Source organism: Achromobacter veterisilvae, from assembly GCF_900496975.1.
Lineage (GTDB): Bacteria > Pseudomonadota > Gammaproteobacteria > Burkholderiales > Burkholderiaceae_B > Achromobacter > Achromobacter veterisilvae.
Window position 1 is genome coordinate 15,790 of record NZ_UFQC01000029.1, and the last position, 17,607, is coordinate 33,396.

15 protein-coding genes and 1 other RNA gene are annotated in these 17,607 nt (G+C 66.7%); 7 read left to right on the forward strand and 9 right to left on the reverse strand.

What is annotated here, in order from left to right:
* The first annotated feature begins 113 nt into the window (after positions 1–113).
* The 5 genes from ompA to ssrA all read left to right on the forward strand — a co-directional run bounded on the left by ompA (position 114) and on the right by ssrA (position 4,248).
* Complete coding sequence (ompA, locus tag AVE30378_RS22945; RefSeq protein ID WP_129243745.1) at positions 114–707, forward strand: outer membrane protein OmpA; 594 nt, start codon at positions 114–116, stop codon at positions 705–707.
* A 147-nt stretch (positions 708–854) separates the two neighbouring features.
* Positions 855–1,583, forward strand: a complete 729-nt coding sequence (ubiG, locus tag AVE30378_RS22950; protein WP_129243748.1) for a bifunctional 2-polyprenyl-6-hydroxyphenol methylase/3-demethylubiquinol 3-O-methyltransferase UbiG — start codon at positions 855–857, stop codon at positions 1,581–1,583.
* A complete protein-coding gene (locus AVE30378_RS22955; RefSeq protein ID WP_129243751.1) occupies positions 1,580–2,254 on the forward strand; it encodes an HAD-IA family hydrolase in 675 nt (224 codons plus the stop codon). Before ubiG ends, AVE30378_RS22955 begins: the two co-directional genes overlap by 4 nt.
* A gap of 336 nt (positions 2,255–2,590) precedes the next feature.
* Entirely contained in the window at positions 2,591–3,769 is a 1,179-nt protein-coding gene (locus tag AVE30378_RS22960; protein ID WP_129243755.1) for an MFS transporter, read from the forward strand.
* Between the two features lie 89 nt (positions 3,770–3,858).
* Positions 3,859–4,248: a transfer-messenger RNA gene (ssrA, locus tag AVE30378_RS22965) on the forward strand.
* An 88-nt stretch (positions 4,249–4,336) separates the two neighbouring features.
* On the opposite strand, the gene AVE30378_RS22970 is transcribed toward ssrA, so the two are convergent.
* Complete coding sequence (locus AVE30378_RS22970; RefSeq protein ID WP_129243758.1) at positions 4,337–6,400, reverse strand: TonB-dependent copper receptor; 2,064 nt, start codon at positions 6,398–6,400, stop codon at positions 4,337–4,339.
* A 213-nt stretch (positions 6,401–6,613) separates the two neighbouring features.
* Positions 6,614–7,021: a DUF2946 family protein gene (locus tag AVE30378_RS22975; RefSeq protein WP_129243761.1), complete on the reverse strand. Its 408-nt coding sequence runs from the start codon at positions 7,019–7,021 to the stop codon at positions 6,614–6,616.
* Positions 7,022–7,295: 274 nt separating this feature from the next.
* Between AVE30378_RS22975 and AVE30378_RS22980 the strand changes: the two genes are divergently transcribed.
* A complete protein-coding gene (locus AVE30378_RS22980) occupies positions 7,296–9,152 on the forward strand; it encodes an ABC transporter ATP-binding protein (protein ID WP_129243764.1) in 1,857 nt (618 codons plus the stop codon).
* Positions 9,153–9,294: 142 nt separating this feature from the next.
* Entirely contained in the window at positions 9,295–10,263 is a 969-nt protein-coding gene (locus AVE30378_RS22985; RefSeq protein ID WP_129243767.1) for a hypothetical protein, read from the forward strand.
* Between the two features lie 12 nt (positions 10,264–10,275).
* On the opposite strand, the gene AVE30378_RS22990 is transcribed toward AVE30378_RS22985, so the two are convergent.
* Genes AVE30378_RS22990 through AVE30378_RS23020 form a run of 7 tightly spaced genes read right to left on the reverse strand, consistent with a single transcriptional unit; the run spans position 10,276 to position 17,480 of the window.
* Complete coding sequence (locus AVE30378_RS22990; protein ID WP_129243770.1) at positions 10,276–10,686, reverse strand: Zn-ribbon domain-containing OB-fold protein; 411 nt, start codon at positions 10,684–10,686, stop codon at positions 10,276–10,278.
* Positions 10,687–10,688: 2 nt separating this feature from the next.
* A complete protein-coding gene (locus AVE30378_RS22995) occupies positions 10,689–11,846 on the reverse strand; it encodes an acetyl-CoA acetyltransferase (protein ID WP_129243773.1) in 1,158 nt (385 codons plus the stop codon).
* A 38-nt stretch (positions 11,847–11,884) separates the two neighbouring features.
* Positions 11,885–13,024: an acyl-CoA dehydrogenase family protein gene (locus tag AVE30378_RS23000; RefSeq protein WP_129243775.1), complete on the reverse strand. Its 1,140-nt coding sequence runs from the start codon at positions 13,022–13,024 to the stop codon at positions 11,885–11,887.
* Between the two features lie 16 nt (positions 13,025–13,040).
* Positions 13,041–14,585: an AMP-binding protein gene (locus tag AVE30378_RS23005; RefSeq protein WP_129243778.1), complete on the reverse strand. Its 1,545-nt coding sequence runs from the start codon at positions 14,583–14,585 to the stop codon at positions 13,041–13,043.
* A gap of 18 nt (positions 14,586–14,603) precedes the next feature.
* Complete coding sequence (locus AVE30378_RS23010) at positions 14,604–15,464, reverse strand: MaoC/PaaZ C-terminal domain-containing protein (protein WP_129243781.1); 861 nt, start codon at positions 15,462–15,464, stop codon at positions 14,604–14,606.
* Between the two features lie 52 nt (positions 15,465–15,516).
* The gene (locus AVE30378_RS23015) at positions 15,517–16,500 is read right to left on the reverse strand and encodes a Bug family tripartite tricarboxylate transporter substrate binding protein (protein WP_129243784.1); all 984 of its coding nucleotides are present in this window, start codon (positions 16,498–16,500) and stop codon (positions 15,517–15,519) included.
* Positions 16,501–16,514: 14 nt separating this feature from the next.
* Positions 16,515–17,480 (reverse strand): Bug family tripartite tricarboxylate transporter substrate binding protein, encoded by a 966-nt coding sequence (locus AVE30378_RS23020; protein WP_129243786.1) that lies wholly within the window; start codon positions 17,478–17,480, stop codon positions 16,515–16,517.
* Positions 17,481–17,607: the final 127 nt, after the last annotated feature.

Below are 17,607 nucleotides of genomic sequence, written 5' to 3' on the forward strand. Positions count from 1 at the left end.
AGCTATTCCTTTGAACCAGCTCTTGGCGTTGCTATACTGGCCCCGTTTTCCTGATATGCGGCGGGGGTTCGCTGCGAGTCACTTATCCAGCTTCAAGCTCAACGAGGAGAAACATGAACAAACCCTCCAAATTCGCTCTGGCGCTCGCCTTCGCCGCTGTCACGGCCTCGGGTGTAGCCTCGGCCCAGACCTATCCCGACACGGTGGACAACTGGCGCAATCCGTTCGGTGACGTTTGGAAGAACGGCACGAACGAACTGTGCTGGCGCGATGCTTTCTGGACCCCGGCCACCGGCATCCCCGGCTGCGACGGCGTTCCGGTTGCACAACAGAAGGCGAAGCCGGCCCCGATGGCGGCAAAGGTCGTGTTCAACGCTGACACGTTCTTCGACTTCGACAAGTCGACCCTGAAGCCCGAAGGCCGCCAACTGCTGGATCAAGTCGCCCAGCAAGCCCGTGGCATCGATCTGGAAACCATCATTGCTGTTGGCCACACCGACTCGATCGGCACTGAAGCCTACAACCAGAAGCTGTCCGAGCGCCGTGCTGCTTCGGTCAAGAGCTACCTGGTCAGCAAGGGTATCGACCCCAACCGTATCTACACGGAAGGCAAGGGCGAGCTGAACCCGATCGCTTCCAACAAGACGAAAGAGGGCCGCGCCCAGAACCGTCGCGTTGAAATCGAAATCGTGGGTAGCCGCAAGTAATTGCCGGACTAGCTACAATAAAGGGGCCTCGCATAGCGAGGCCCTTTTTTTCGCCGCCGCCGCACCCATTTGGTGCAACCGCGTGCCCCTCCTCGCCTAGCGCGACGGACCCCTCTATATATAGAGCCGCTTTTCGCTGGACCGCCCATGACCACGCAAACTCACGACACCGCCCGCCCCGCCGTCAACGCCGACCAGGCCGAACTGGACAAGTTCGGCGCCCTGGCCAGCCGCTGGTGGGACCCTGAAAGCGAGTTCAAGCCCCTGCACGCCATCAATCCGCTGCGCCTGGAATGGATCCAGGAATGCGCGGGCAACCTGGCGGGCAAGGCCGTGCTGGACGTGGGCTGCGGCGGCGGCATCCTGTCGGAAGCCATGGCGCGCAGCGGCGCGGAAGTGACCGGCATCGACCTGGCCGACAAATCCCTGAAGGTGGCGCGCCTGCACGGCCTGGAGTCCGGCGTGAAAGTGGAATACCGCAAGGTCCCCGTCGAAGAACTGGCGGCCGAACGGCCGGGCCATTACGACGTGGTGACCTGCATGGAAATGCTGGAACACGTGCCGGATCCCGCCTCCATCGTGCGCGCTTGCTCGGCCCTGACCAAGCCGGGCGGCTGGGTGTTCTTTTCCACTCTGAACCGCAACGCCAAGTCCTTCCTGTTCGCCATCGTCGGCGCGGAATACGTCCTGCGGCTGCTGCCTCGCGGCACCCACAGCTACGAACAGTTCATCAAGCCCAGCGAACTGTCCGCGGCGGCGCGCGGCGCCGGCCTGGAACCCACCAGCATGCGCGGCATGGAATACAACCCCATCACCCAGATCTACACCCTGTCGTCCGACACCTCGGTCAACTACCTGATGGCTACCCGCAAATGAGCGCCCTGATCCTGTTCGACTTCGACGGCACGCTGGCCGATACGGCCCCCGACCTGGCCGCCGCGGCCAATCGCCAACGCACCCGCAAGGGCCTGGAACCGATGGCGTACGAGGCGCTGCGCCCGGTGGCCTCGCAGGGCGCCCGCGGCCTGCTGCGCGTCGCGCTCGGCCTTGCGCCTGGCGACCGCGACTACGAGCCCACCCGCCTGCAGTTCCTGGAGGACTACGCGGCCGGCTCCACCGTGCACAGCAAGCTGTTCCCCGGCATCGAGGCGCTCCTGGCCGACATCGGGCGCCGCGGCCTGTCCTGGGGCATCGTGACCAACAAGGTCACCTACCTGACCCTGCCCATCGTCGAGTTCCTGGACCTGACGCGCGACAGCGCCGTGCTGGTCTGCGGCGATACGACGGCGCATTCCAAGCCCCACCCCCTGCCGCTGCAGCACGCCGCGAGCGAAGCCGGTTTCTCCGTCGACCGCTGCGTCTACGTCGGCGACGACCTGCGCGACATCCAGGCCGCGCACGCGGCGGGCATGCCCGCCGTCGCCGCCGCATACGGCTACGTCGGCGAAGACGACAACATCACGACCTGGGAAGCGGAAACCTGCGCCAACTCTCCGGCCGAACTCTGGCCCGCCATCGAACCGCTGCTGCCCCGCGACCTGCGCTAGGCTGGAGGGGCCGCCGCGCGGCCCGCTCGGTTTCCGGCGCCTTTCCACAAGAATTAGTTGGCCAGGCCGAATAATCTTTCCGGAATCGGCGCCTTTATCCTGAAACCGAAGTCACCTAAAGTGTGACCCATGCACGGCACTCGGGGTTTCCCCGATGCCTTCCCGGCCCAGGCCGGGGTCGCGGGCGACGCCGCCCGCGGCCACAGATCTTCCGCGCCTATGCCCCGCGGCCCAGGCGCAGTGCCGGGCGCCCAGGCCCCGCGCACACCAGACCTTTTATTCATCGATAACGCCTGCCCGCGCGCCGCCGCCCAGCGCCGCGCCAGAGGAATGCCTATGCTATTGCCCATCCTGCTGCTTTCCGCCGCCGGCTTCACCATCCTGACCACCGAGTTCCTGATCGTCGGATTGCTGCCGGGCCTGGCCCGCGACCTGGACGTCACCGTCTCCCAGGCCGGCCTGCTGGTATCGCTGTTCGCCTTCACGGTGGCGGCGACCGGCCCCCTCCTGACCGCTCTCATGGCCAACGTCGAACGCAAGCGGCTGTTCATCGGCGTGCTGGTGCTGTTCGGCCTGTCCAACGCGTTGGCCGCCACCGCGCCCAACATCTGGGTCATGGCCGTCGCCCGTTTCGTTCCGGCCCTGGCCCTGCCCGTGTTCTGGTCGCTGGCCAGCGCCACGGCGGTGGAACTCGTGGGGCCCGCCCGCGCCGGCCGCGCCATCTCCACGGTCGCGTTCGGCATCGTGGCCGCCACCGTGTTCGGCATTCCCATCGGGGTGCTGATTTCCGACGCCTTCGGCTGGCGCGCCGCCTTCGCCGTGCTGTCGGCGGTGGCCTTCGCCAAGGCCCTGCTGCTGCTGTTCGCCTTTCCCAGCACCCGCCTGCGGGCCGACAGCGTCAAGCTGGTCACGCAGTTGCGCATCCTGCGCAATCCCATCGTGGTCGGCCACGTGCTGCTGTCGCTGCTGGTCTTCACCGGCATGTTCACCGCCTACACCTACCTGGCGGACATGCTGGAACGGCTGGCGGGCTTCAACGGCCAGATCGTCGGCTGGACGATGATGGCGTTCGGTGCCGTCGGCCTGATCGGCAACACGCTGGGCGGACGCATGGTGGACCGCAGCCCGCTGGGCGCGACCGCCCTGTTTTCCTCGCTGATGGCGGCGGGACTGGCCTTCGTCGCCCCCGTCATGCAGTCGCACGGACTGCTGGCCGTGGCCCTGGGCGTCTGGGGCGTCGCGCAGGCGGCGCTGTTCATCGTCTGCCACGTGCGCCTGATGAAGTCCGCGCCGGAGGCGCCGGCGTTCGCAGCGTCCCTGAATATCTCGGGCGCCAACATCGGCATCGGCCTGGGCGCGGTGGTCGGCGGGAACGTCATCGACCAGTACGGCCTGGCTTCCCTGGGCTGGGCGGCCGCCGCCATCGTCGCGGTTTCCGTGGGCCTGGCCTTCCTGCTGATGGCCGCGTCGCGGTCCCGCCCGCAGTCCAAGGCGGCCTGCGCCAACGCCGCCTGACCCCTGCTGTGTCCCCGGCGCCACGCCACGGCAGGCGGGCGCCAGGAACACAGCAGGCTATGGCATTTACCAGTACAATAGAAGTTCTTGGGGCCGATCCGGATTCGACGTGGGTCGCAAAACAACTCAGGGCATGCCGAGCACCAGTTCGCTCGTTAAACCACTGGAAACACTACAAACGCCAACGACGAGCGTTTCGCTCTCGCCGCTTAAGCGGTGAGCCGCTGCACTGATCTGTCCTTGGGTCAGGCGGAGGAAGGCAACTTCCTAGGGGGGCAACCCTCGAACCGCAGCAGCGACATTCACAAGGAATCGGTTTGAACTGGGGTCACACGGTTCAAATTTAAATTACGTGAATCGCTCTGTTCCGGCCTGTCGGTTGGCTAAGTCCAGGGTTAAATCCAAATAAATCGACTACGCATGTAGAACTGGTTGCGGAGGGCTTGCGGACGGGGGTTCAATTCCCCCCGGCTCCACCAAATTGGCAAGTCTCATGGCAGCGCTGCGCTGGCTGCCGACGCTAAAAAAGCCGCCTGGCATTACGCCTGGCGGCTTTTTCTTTTCCCGTCAGTACTTGAAACTCACCCGCGCCCAGACCGTGCGGCCCGGCTCGTTCACCGCCGTATTGGCGGCGTAGCCGAAGCCGGCGTTGCCCGCCAGGTTCAGGTGCTCGCTGTAGGTCTTGTTGAACAGGTTGTCCACGCCCAGCGACACCTGGACCTGCTTGTTGACCGCATAGCCGCCGTTGAGGGAAAAGACGCCGAATCCCGCGCTGGGGCCGAAATCCTTGCCGACGACGTTGCCTTCGTTCAACGCATAGCGCTTCTGCGCGGCCACGATGCGCCACAGGGCGCCGGCCGACCAGGTGCCGTCGTCGTAGGCCACGCTGAGCTTGGCTTCCAGCGGCGGCATCTGCGGCAGGGCCTTGCCGTCGCTGCGGTTCTGCCCCCAGGCGTAGGCCAGCGTGGCGCCGAGCTTCCAGCTCGGCGCGACCTTGTACGACGCCCCGAGTTCGCCGCCGGCGATCCTGGCGTCCACATTGGTGGCCCGGGACGAGGCCCCCATCATGCCGCCCGAGGTGTAGTTGAACAGGATGAAGTCGTCGACGTAGCCCGCATAGCCCGAGAACCAGGCGTCCAGCGTTTCCGTCCTGTACTGCGCCCCGAAATCCAATTGGGTCGTCTTCTCGGGTTTCACGCCCTTGAAGGCATTGACGGAACCCGCCGGGCCGCGGTCCGGTGAAAACAGCTCCCAGTAGTCCGGGAAGCGCTCTACGTGCCCCAGGCCGATGTAGACGGTAGCGGGGACGGCCTCCAGGTCCCTCTCGTACCGCAGGAAGCCGCTGGGCAGCGTGTCGCTGCGGCGCTCGCCGGCCGTCGGGTTGGGCATGGGCATCATCATTCCCCCATCGTCCTGGCGGAAGTCCTTTGCGGACGCCCAGTCCACGCGCGCGCCGCCGATGACGCGGCTGCCGGGCGCGGCGCGCCAGGTCAGCTCGCCGAACAGCCCGGTATTGGAAAAGTCCGCGTCCTTGACCCAGGACTGGCTGCGATAGGAAACGGCCTCCGAGCCGCTGCGGGACCGATGGCGGCTCTGCTGGAAGTCCAGGCCGGTCACCAGATCGGCATCCGGGGAAAGGTTCCAGGTGCCGGCGAAGCGCCCTCCCCAGGTGGCCCGGTCGACGTCGGAAGCCATGCCCATGGGCATGGCGCTCATCGGGTCGGGCGCGCGCAGCGTGAAGTTATCCATGACGTGGTCGGCGTAGTTGTAGTACATCTGCGCCTCGACCTTGTTCAAGACCGTCCCGATGTTGCGCTTCTCGAAGCGCAGGCCGAAGCTCTCGCGCTTGAACTGCGAGCCGTCCATGCCGCGCCCCGCGTAGCGCGCCTCGCCGTCGCCGGTGCCGGCCGTCAGTTCGTAGACGGTATCGGCGTCCGGGGTGAAGCCCAGCGTGACGTCCGCGTTCCATTTGTCCCAGCGCGACGGCACCTTATTGCCGTCGCCGTCTTTGTAGTCCTGGGAATGGGAGTGGTTGGCCGTGATGCGGGTGTACACCTTTTCATTGCCGATGGTCAGGTCGGCCGCCTGATCGTTGCGGCCGAAAGAACCGCCCAGCAGGCTGCCGTCGAAGCGGACGCCCGCCTCGGTGAAGCGGGGCGTGTCGCGATCGAACTTGATCGTGCCGGCCGATGCGCCGGGCCCCCACAACACCGTCTGCGGCCCCTTGATGACCGTGAGCTGGTCGAAGTTCTCGGGGGAAATGTAGGAGCTGGGCGCGTCCATGCGGGCGGGGCAGGCGCCGGGCATGGAGGTGCCGTTGGTCAGGAGGTTCAGGCGCGAGCCGAACATCCCGCGCAGCACCGGATCGCCGTTGGTCCCGCCGTTGCGGATCGAGGAGAATCCGGGGATGGTCTTGAGGTAGTCCGTGCCGTCGCTTGCCGGCAAGGGTTGGCGGGGAATTTTCGGGTCCGTCGTGAATGTCAGCGGCGCGCTGGGCGCCACGCCCGTGATCACCACCGGATCCATGGTGGCGACGGCGTTCGCGTCCGCCGCTTGCGGCCAGGCGGGAAACGTGGCGGTCAGCGCGGCCGCGAGGCAGCTCATCCGCAGGAATTCGTCTTTCTTGTGCATGTCTGGGTTCTATAGGGAAGTCTTGGACCGGCACCCGCGAGCGGCCCCCGGGGCCTGCGGCGCAGGCGGGGCCGAAATCCAGAGCGAGTGCGAAGAATGCGTGATCGGCTGGCGCCGGCGCCGCCCGGGAACGGCGGAAAGCGGGCAGACGCGCGTCATTCCGTGCCCGGCCGCAGGCCGCGCGCGATAGGCGCCGATAACGTCGGGAGCGGATCAGCCCAGCAGGGGCGGCGCGCGCGATTTCTGCGGCAGCCGGGCCACCGCGCTGGAGAAATGGACCTCGATGTCCGGCCGCGACACGACGGCAGGCGCCGCCGCGGGCAGCAGCCAGGCAAGGACGAAGAGTTCCGGAAGCGTCGCGCCGCCAAGCATGGCGCAGCCCGCCACGCAGCAATGCGGCAAGGCGCCGCTGTGCTGCTGAGTGTCCTGCGCGGGACTCTGGACGTCCAGGGTGACGACGCGCGGGCCGCTGGCCGTGCAGATGATGGTGGTGGCGCCCGCCCTGCCCGGCGCCATGCCGGATGCGGCCAGGGCGGAGGATGCGATCAGGGCCTGAAAGACGAACAGAAGCGCCGCGGCTAGCGCGACACATCGTCTCCTGGCGTTGGCACCTGTGTACATTTGCATCCCTTGGTCGCCGCAGATGGTATCACGCGCAATGGGGCGAACACCCCGCGCAACGCGGCGCCGCGACGGCGATTTGCGCCCGCGCATGATCTCCGACAAAAGTCGGCCTTGCCGGGGCTCCCTCGGAGGCAATTCCGATGCCGGCGTACCGGCTCGCGGCGTTTTCCGGCCTCTGCCTTTACTATCCAGGCTGGCGGCAACCGTCAGCCGCCTTCCTGCCGTTCGACGACGGCGGTTCTTCCTTCTTTTTGCCGTTTCGGAGGCCACCTTGCTCCGTTCGTTTGAACGCCTTCTCGACCCTTTCCCCCCGGACGAAGCGCCGCTGCCGCCCAAGGGGCTGGCTTCCTTCCTGTGGGCCTGCACGCGCGGGGCGCGCCGCTATATCGCCGCGCTGGCGGTACTCAGCGCCTGCGTTTCCGTGTACGAAGCCTGGCTGTTCTCCTTTCTTGGGCAGATAGTGGACCTGCTCACGGCCTGGCGCGCCGGCCAGGACGCCGCCGGGCAGGAGCGCGGCGTGCTGTGGGGCATCGCCATCGTGCTGCTGGCGAGCATCGTCCTGGTCACGCTGCGCACCATGGTGCAGCACCAGGTGCTGGCCATCAACCTTCCGCTGCGCCTGCGCTGGGATTTCCATCGCCTCATGCTGAGGCAGAGCCTGTCGTTCTTTTCCGACGAGTTCGCCGGGCGCGTCACCACCAAGGTCATGCAGACGGCGCTGGCCGTGCGGGAAGTCCTGCTGACCTTCGTCGAGATCGTGCTCGGCATCGGGGTGTACTTCATCACCATCATCGCGCTGGCGGGCGGCTTCGACCCGCGCCTGATGCTGCCCTTCATCGCCTGGATCCTGCTGTTCGGGCTTGCCATGCTGTATTTCGTTCCGCGCCTGGGCAAGGTCGGGCAGGAACAGGCCCATGCCCGCTCGTCCATGACGGGGCGCATCACCGACGCCTACACCAACATCACCACCGTCAAGCTGTTCTCGCACACCAGGCGCGAGGCCCACTTCGCCCGCGCGGCGATGGAGGATTTCAAGGAAACCGGCTTTCGCCAAATGCGCCTCGTGAGCCAATTCGAGATCGTCAACCAGACGCTGGTGGTGGCGCTTATCCTCGCGGCGGGCGGATATGCGCTGTGGCTGTGGGAGGCCGCCGAAGTGGGCACCGGCGCCGTGGCCGCGGTCACGGCCATGGCCCTGCGCATCAACGGCATGTCGCACTGGATCATGTGGCAAATGGCTTCGCTGTTCGAGAGCATCGGCACGGTGCAGGACGGCATCGCCACCCTGACGCGCGCGGCCAAGGTCCAGGACGCGCCCGGCGCGCCCGCGCTGGAGATCACCCGCGGCGAAGTCGAATTCCGCGACGTCCGCTTCAACTACAACGGCGAACGCCAGGTGCTCGACGGCCTGGACCTCACGGTGCGCCCCGGCGAGAAAATCGGCCTGGTGGGCCGCTCCGGCGCCGGCAAGTCCACGCTGATCAATTTGCTGCTGCGCTTCTACGACCTGGACAGCGGCCAGATACGCATCGACGGGCAGGACATCTCGCGCGTGGCGCAGGACAGCCTGCGCGGCGCGATCGGCATGGTCACCCAGGACACCTCCTTGCTGCACCGTTCGATCCGCGACAACATCGCCTACGGCCGCCCGGACGCCACCGACGCGGAAATCCGCGAGGCCGCCGCGCACGCCCAGGCGGACGGCTTCATCCGCGAACTCAGCGACCCGCAAGGCCATACCGGCTACGACACCCTGGTGGGCGAACGCGGCGTCAAGCTGTCGGGCGGACAGCGCCAGCGCATCGCCATTGCCCGCGTCATGCTCAAGAACGCCCCCATCCTGCTGCTGGACGAGGCCACCAGCGCGCTCGACTCGGAAGTGGAGGTCGCCATCCAGGACAGCCTCGACGAAATGATGGAAGACAAGACCGTCATCGCGATCGCCCACCGCCTCTCCACCATCGCCGCCATGGACCGGCTCATCGTCATGGACCAGGGACGCATCGTCGAACAGGGAACCCATGCCGAATTGCTGGCGAAGAACGGCATCTACGCGCGGCTGTGGCGGCACCAGAGCGGCGGTTTCCTGGGCGAAGAGAACGACGAGGCGCTCGATTCGCTGGGCTGAGCGGGCGGGAACCGCACACGGAAGCGCGCGCGATTCTTGAGCCCTTGCGGACATCCGTGTAATCTGCCCAAGCGGGCCCCCGGCCGTCCGGGCCGCAAGCCTGGCCGCATCGCATTGGCAACGCGTTCATTCGGAGATTCGCATGCGAGATTCCGTTTGCAGGGTGAAGCGGCGTCTTTTCGGCCTGCTCGGCGTGCTGTCCTGCTGCGCCGGCGCGGCGCAGGCACAGCAGGGCCTGCGGCTGACCCAGGACGACCTGCAAAAGCGCGCCAACGGCGTGCTTGCCCTGATGTCGTTTTCCATCGTGCCCGACATCACGACCAGTTCGCTGAACATCGGCAGCGGCGGCGGATCGACCAGCGGCTCGACCGAGTTCTTCATGACGCAACTGGGAGGCGGGGACACCATTTCCGACTCCGTGCCCATCTATCTGGAAGGCGTGCTGGCGGCCAGCCGCTACGATCCGACCTTCATCGCCACGCAGGGCGCGGAGTCCCGCCGCATCCCCACGAAGTGGAACAGCCTGTCGGCCACCGGCGGCATCGGCTGGGACTTCAAGCTGACCGACGAACTGAAGCTGCGCCCCATCTTCAACTTCGCGCTGGGCAACGTCACCAGCGACCTGCGCGCGGCCAGTTGGTATGTCGGGCGCAAGACCGACTCGGACGTCGACTTCCTCGACAAAGGCTCGCTCAACGCCTACGGGCTGGGCGGCTCGCTGATGCTGGACTACGAGCACTACCGGCCCGGCTATGAAGTGGACGTGGAACTGCGCTATTCCGACATGCGCCTGCAGAGTTTCGACAGTTCCGCGGCGGTCCGCGGCCGCGCCACCGCGCAGTCCGCGAACCTGTGGGCCCGCTACCGCGCGCCCACGGGCGCGATCCTGCTGCAGCGGCCGCTGCGCTACGTGCTGGAACTGACCCATTCGGAGTTCCTGGGCGACCAGCGCGGCATCCTGGGCTTTGACCGGCTGACCTCCATCGGCGCGGGCCTGGAGCTGGACTCGAGTGCCTACGACGTGTTCATCACGCGCACCCGCGTGGTGGGACGGTACGTTTTCGGCACCAACGTCTCGGGGTTCTCGGTCGGACTGGCGGTGAGCTTTTGAACAGCGCCATGTTCAGGCTTCCAGGGTGAACTGCGGCAAAGTGATCTCGTCGGACACTTGCTCGAAGCAGACCCGCACCCGGCTGCCGATCCGGACCGCCTCGGGCGGGCAGCCGACGATGTTGGCCATCATCCGCACACCTTCGTCCAGGTCGATCGAGGCCACCACATAAGGAACCTTGTCGCTCAGCGCCGCGTTGCTGGCGCGGCGGTTGATGGTGTAAGTGTAGACGGCGCCCTTGCCGCCGCATTCGATCCACTCGATATCCTCGGACAGGCAGGCGGTGCAGAATTCGCGCGGATAGAACTGCCGCGTCTTGCAGTGGGCGCACTCCTGGATCACCAGTCGATGCGCTCTCGCCGCGTCCCAGTATGGCTGGGTGATCAGGGTGGGTTGCGGCAGCGGGCGTTGAATGTGGTCCATGGTCAGACTCCGAGAATCAGGGTGGTGTTGCACGAGAAGACCAGGCCCGGCGCGTGCACCAGGGCCAGTTCCGCCTTGGGCAGTTGGCGCTCTCCGCACTCTTTGCGCAACTGATGCACGGCTTCGAGCAGGAGCAGCATGCCGAACTGGCCGGGGTGGTTGTATGAGAGGCCGCCGCCCGAGGTATTGATGGGAAAATCGCCGCCGGGAGCAAGCCGCCCCCCCGCCACGAAAGCGCCGCCCTCGCCGCGCTTGCAGAAACCCAGTTCCTCCAGCGACTGGATCACGCCGATCGTGAAATGGTCGTAGATCTGCACCACGTCGATGTCCTGGCGCGTGACGCCCGCCATCGCCAGCGCTTGCTCTGCCGTCTGCGCCACATTGGTGTCCAGCCAGTCCGCGGTGCCGAAGGGGGTGTAATGATGCGAGAAGGATTCGGCGATGCCCATCACATAGACCGGCGGCCGCTTCAGCGCGCGGGCCCGGGCGGCGGTGGTGACGATGAACGCGCCGCCCGCGTCGGTCACCAGGCAGCAGTCGCGCTGGCGCAGGGGATCGGCGATCATCCTGGATGCCATCACTTCCTCGATCGAGGTTTCTTCGCGCCGGTACGCCTTGGGATTGAGCTGCGCCCACTTGCGCGCCGCCACCGCCACCTCTGCCAGGTCCCTGGGCGTCGTGCCGTAGCGGTGCATGTGCAGTTGCGCCACCATCGCGTAGTAGCCGATGGGGCTCAATTGCCCGTAGGGGGTGATGAACTGCCCGCGCGGCATGCGCATGTCCTCGGGGGTGCCGCCGACCTTGCGCGTTCCGTCCGACAATTGGGTGCTGCCGTAAGCGACCAGCGCCACTTCGCACATGCCGGCCTCGATGGCGGCCATCGCGTGCCGGATATGCATGACGTTGGACATGCCGCCGACGCTGGTCGAATCGACGTAGCGCGGCTGGATGCCCAGGTATTCCGCCAGTTGAAGGCCGGCAAACCTGTCGTCCACGTGGGCAAATACGCCGTCGACGTCCTTCAGCGACAGGCCGGCGTCGCGCAACGCCCGTCCGGCCGCCTGTGCCTGCAGGTCCAGCGCGGTCATGCCGGGGACTTTCCCCAGCTCGGATTCGGCGGCGCCGACGATGGCGACCGATTTCGAAAGATGTTTGGTCATGGATGGATCGTTTCCTGTCGAAGCTTGAGAAAGCGGGTTCACAGCGTCCTGGCGATCAGCTCGCGCATGACCTCCGAGGCGCCGCCATAGATGCGGTTCGGCCGCACGTCCGTATAGGCGCGGCCGATCGGGTATTCGCGCATGTAGCCGTAGCCCCCGTGGAACTGGAGCAGGTCGTCGATGGCGCGCGTGGCCTCCGCCGCCCACAGCTTGGCCATGGCCGCGCCGCCGGCGTCCAGTTCGCCATCCAGGTATTGCCGCACGCAGCCGTCGACGAAAGCGCGGGTCGCGGCGGCCAGGGTCTTGATGTCGGCCAGCTTGAAGCGGATGTACTGGTTGTCGATCAGCGCCTTGTCGAAAGCGCGCCTTTCCTTGGTGTAGTCCACCGTCCATTGCAGCGCGCTTTCCAGCGCCGTCGCGCAGCGCACGGCGATCATCAGGCGTTCACGCACCAGCTCCTTCATCAGGTAGCCGAAGCCCTGGCCGGGTTCCCCCAGCAGGTCTTCCTCGGGGACGAACATGTCCTGGAAAAACAGTTCGGCCGTGTCCTGCGCCTTCTGCCCGACCTTGTCCAGCAGGCGCCCCCGGGAGAAGCCCGGCGTCGCCGCGTCGACCCAGAACAGGCTGATGCCGCGCGCGCCCGCGCCGGGATCGGTCTTGGCCACCACCAGCACCCGGTCGGCGTGGAACCCGTTGGTGATGAAGGTCTTCTGGCCATTGACGACGTAGCCGCCCTGCGCCCTGGCCGCCACCGTGCGGATCGCCTTGACGTCGCTGCCGGCGCCGGGCTCGGTCATCGCGATGGACGCGACCACGTCGCCGCGCGCCATGGCGGGCAGGTCGCGCAGTTTCTGGCGCTCGGACCCGAAATTGAGCAGGTACGGCGCGACGATGTCGGAGTGGGTCGTGAACCCCGTGACGCCTGTGGCCAGCGCGCGGGCGATTTCCTCCACCACGATGATGGTGTGGAGGAAGTCCCCGCCCCCGCCCCCGTACTCTTCCGGCGTGCTGGGCAGCAGGATGCCCGCGCGGCCCGCGCTGCGCCACAGCTCGCGCGGCACCATTCCCTCCTGCTCCCACCGATAGTGGTGGGGTGTGATTTCGTCCGCGATGAAGCGCGCGGCCGTATCGCGGAGCATGTCATGCTCGGGCGAGAAGAACTTTCGTTGCGGATTCATCGTGCCTCCTGGCGCGTCATCGGGCGCCGCCCTTCGGGGACGGCCAGTAGCGTTGCTTGACCAGGCGCTTGAGCAGCTTGCCCGTCTCGGTGCGCGGCATGTCGGTGGAGAAATCCACGCTCTTGGGGCACTTGATGGGCGAGATCCGCTCGCGGCAATAGGCGATCAACTGCTGCGCCAGGTCCGGGCCGGCGGAGGCAGGATCGCGAAGCTGCACCACCGCCTTGACCTCTTCGCCGAATTCGTCGTTCGGCACGCCGACCACCGCGACGTCGGCCACCGCCGGATGCAGGCACAGCAGGTTCTCCGCTTCCTGGGGATAGATGTTGACGCCGCCCGACACGATCATGTTGGACAGGCGGTCGGTCAGGTACAGGTAGCCGTCCGCGTCCAGGTGCCCGATGTCGCCATAAGTCGCCCAGCCGCGCGCGTTGTGGGCGCCGCGCGTCTTTTCCGGATCCTTGTGGTATTCGAAGGTGCCGCCGCCGGAAAAGTAGATGACTCCCGGCTGCCCCGGCGGCAATTCGCGCAGGCCGTCCTCGCTCATGATGTGCACCTGGCCGAATTCCGGCCGGCCGACCGAACCGCGGTGCGCAAGCCATTCCTCGGAACCGAGCGAGGTCCGGCCGACCAGTTCGGTGCCGCTGTAGTACTCGTACAGGATCGGGCCCCACCATCCGATCATGGCCTCCTTGACCTCGGCCGGGCACGGCGCGGCGGCATGCACCGCGTAGCGCAGCGAAGACAGATCGTGGCGCGCGCGCTCCGCCTCGGGCAGGCGCAGCAGGCGGATGAACATGGTCGGCACCCATTGGGAATGGGTGACGCCGTGGGCGGCGATGGCCGCCAGCGCCCCGGCGGGGTCGAATTTTTCCATCATGACGCAAGTGCCGCCGGCCCGCAGCGCGGCCATGTTCCAGCGCACCGGCGCCGCGTGGTAGAACGGCGCGGTGGAAAGATAGACCGTATTGCGGTCGAACGCCTTCCAGGCACTGCTGGGCGCGTCGCCGACCCGGAAGTACCGGTTCGCGACCGATAGCGGCCGCTTGATTCCCTTGGGCAGGCCAGTGGTGCCCGAGGAATACAGGAAATCCGTGCCTTCAGGGGTCTGCGGCAAGCGGACGTCGTCGGCATGGCGGCCGGCCCAGGCTTCGTATTCCACCGCGCCGGCATCGGCGCCGTCCACGCAGATACGCAGCACGCCGCGCGCGTCCAGGCCGCGCGCATCCGTTTCGCCGCGGGTGCATTCCGAATAGAACAGCGCCCGCGCATCGCTGTTCTCGATGAGGTAGCCCGCCTCTTCGCGCTTCAGATGGCGGCTGATGGTGGTGTAGTACAGGCCGATGCGATGGGCGGCCCAGAGCAGTTCAAAATAGCAGGGATGGTTTTCCAGGAAGACCGCGATCACGTCGCCGGGTTGCAGCCCGGCTTCCAGCAGGGCCGCCGCGCACTTGCGGCTGCGCAACTCCAGTTCGCGCCAGGTGACGGTCTTTCCGGAGGGGATCATGCGGTAGGCAATGCGCTCCGGCATTTCCCGGGCATGGGCTTCGAGTGGTGACATGGTTGACCTCGTTGTCGGTTACTGCGCCAGGCCGGCGACCCCGTTGCTCAGCACCACCGTATTGCGCTCGTGGGCCAGGACGCGAAATTGCAGGTGGGCGCCGTCGCGCCAGATCTCCGCGCGCAGCGTTTCGCCCGGAAAGACCGGAGCGGAAAATCGGGCGGAGATGCCGGCGAGCCGTTGGGTCCCCGCCGGCGCGCAGGCCCGCAGCAAGGCGCGCGCCGCCATGCCATAGGTGCACAGGCCGTGCAGGATGGGCCGGTCGAAACCGGCGGCGCGCGCCATGTGCGGCAAGGCATGGACCGGGTTGAGGTCGCCGTTCAGCCGGTACAGCAAGGCTTGCTGGGCAAGCGTCGGCAAAAGCACCGCGCAGTCGGGCTCGCGGTCCGGAACGGGCGGAAGGGCCTGCGGCGGCTCATCGCCCTGGCCGAAGCCGCCGTCGGCCCGGCAGAACGACACGTGCTCCACCGTGGCCAGGGGCCTGCCGCTGCCGGCGTCCGAAATGTCCCGCACCGTCACCACCAGCGCGCCCTTGCCCGCGCCCTTGTCCACCACGCGCGTGACCCGGGTCTGGCTGCGCACGGCGCCGGCCGCGGCCAGCGGGGCGTGGAAAGTCATGCGATGCTCGCCGTGCAGGATCTTTACCCAGTCGATGCCGGTGGCCGGGTCCGCGGCCCAGCCGTTGGGCGCGCCGAGGGTGGCCAGGAAGGTAGGCACCACTGCCGTCCCCTCTTCATGCACGTAGCGAAATTCGTCGTCGTCGGCCGGATCGCCGCCATAGCCCAGGCCCAGGGCGTAGATCATGCAATCGCGCGCCGTATAGCGGTCGACGCGATCCTCGAATTTCCAGTTGCGCAGATTGTGATAGTCGATTGCCATCGCTCATGCCTCCTTGGGTGCCGGCGGCGCCTGCGCGCCGCCGGCATTCTGGTCACTCCACCTTGATGCCGGCGGCCTTGATGATTTTTTCCCAGCGATCCTTCTCGGACCTGATAAAACCGTCGAATTCCGCCGGCGTGCCGCCGAGCGTGATTCCGCCCTGCTGGGCCAACTGTTTCTTCACTTCCTCGTCGCCCAGCACCGCGTTCAGTTCGGCATTCAGCCGCGCGACGATGGCCGGCGGCGTGCGGGCCGACACGAGCACGCCCAGCCAGGCGCCGACGTCGATGTCCGGATAGCCTTGCTCGGCCAGCGTCGGCACGTCCGGCAGGATCTGGCTGCGCTCCCGCGTGGTGACCGCCAATGCCCGCAGCCGGCCTGCCTTTACAAGGGGCGCGACCGTGATCACGTTTTCGACCGTGAAATCCACCTGGCCCGCCACCAGGTCGTTGGTCGCGGGCGCCGCGCCCTTGTACGGCACCGTGACGGCGGTGAAATCCAGGCGGTTCTTCAGCAGTTCCCCGCCAAGGTGCCCGGACGTCCCGAGCATGGACACCGCCATCGACAGGTTCCCCTGCTTTTTCCTGGCGTAGGCGCGGAACTCGGCCAGCGTCTTGAGCGGCGAATCGGCGTTGACCACCAGGGCGTTCGGCATGGTGATGATGCGGACCACCGGCGCGAAGTCGGACATGCCGTAGGGCAGCTTGCTGTACAGGGTGTAGTTCACCGCGTTCGGCCCGCTGCTGCCCATGACCATGGTGTAGCCGTCCGGCTCCGCTCGCAGCATGGCCTGCATGCCGAGGATGCCCGCCGCGCCGGGTACGTTCTCGACCACGACCGGCTGCCCGAGCCGCTCGGACAGTTTTTTCCCGACCACTCGGCTGGTGATGTCGAGGATTCCCCCCGGGGAACTGGGCGCGATCAGCCGGAGCGGTTTGTTGGGGTAGCCCTCGGCCGCGTGGGAAGCCAGCGTCGGGACTAAAAATGCCGTCAGGCCGGCCAGCAGCGCCAGCGCAACTTGCCTGCGAGTCTTCATGGGAGTCTCCTGTGTCAATCCACTTTCATGCCGGTGGCGTCGACCACGCCTTGCCACTTCCGCACTTCGGCTTTCAGGAACGCCCTGGCCTCTTCCGGGCCGCCCGTCAGCGGACGGGCATAGATGCGGTCCATGAATTCCTGCACGTCGGGCTGCTTGTTGATATCGGCGACCGCGTCGGCCAGCCGTTCGAGGACGGGCGCCGGGATCCTGGCCGGCGCCGCCATGAAGTAGACCGCCTCCACGTCGTAACCCTTGAGGCCGGCTTCCTCGATGGTCGGCAGGTCCGGCATTGCCTTCATGCGCTCGCGGCCGGTCACGGCCAGCGCCTTGAGCTTCTTGGTCTGCACCAGCGGAATCGCCGTGGAGACGCTGCCGAACATCATGTCGACCGTGCCGGCCATCAGGTCGACTTCCGCGGGCGACACGCCCTTGTAGGGAACATGGGTCATGTCGACGCCGGCCATGACTTTGAACAGTTCGCCCGCCAGGTGGATGGACGATCCCATGCCGGCCGAGCTGAAGGTCAGCTTGTTGCCGGGCCGCTTGGCCTGCCGGATCAGGTCGTCGACGCTGTTGAGGCTGGAGCCCGGCGGCACGACCAGGATGTTGGGGGTGGAAGCCACCATGCCGATCGGCATGAGGTCGCGCTCCCAGTCGTAGGGGTTGCGCTTCATGGCGGCGTTGGCCGCCACGTAATTGGCGGCCATTGCGATCGTGTAGCCGTCGGCCGGGGCCTGCGTCAGAGCCTGGATCGCGATGTTGCCGCCGGCGCCGGGACGGTTCTCCACGATGAACGTCTGGTTGAACCGTTCACCGAGTTTCCTGGCGTACAGGCGGGCGAGCAGGTCGGTGGCGCCGCCGGGCGCGAAGCCCACGTACAGGCGCACCGGCTTGTCGGGATAGGCGTCGGCGCCGCTGGCCGTCCCGACGACGGCCAGGCTCAGTACGGCGGCCAACAATCCCTTCAACGTAGTCATGAGTCGTCTCCTTCATTTTTTATAGAGAGATGGGAATGTCGGGCCAACTTATTCCGACATGCCGAAGAGTATAACGACATGTCGATATTAATTGTCAATTTTTCCGGTGGTGTGTATATTTGTTCGG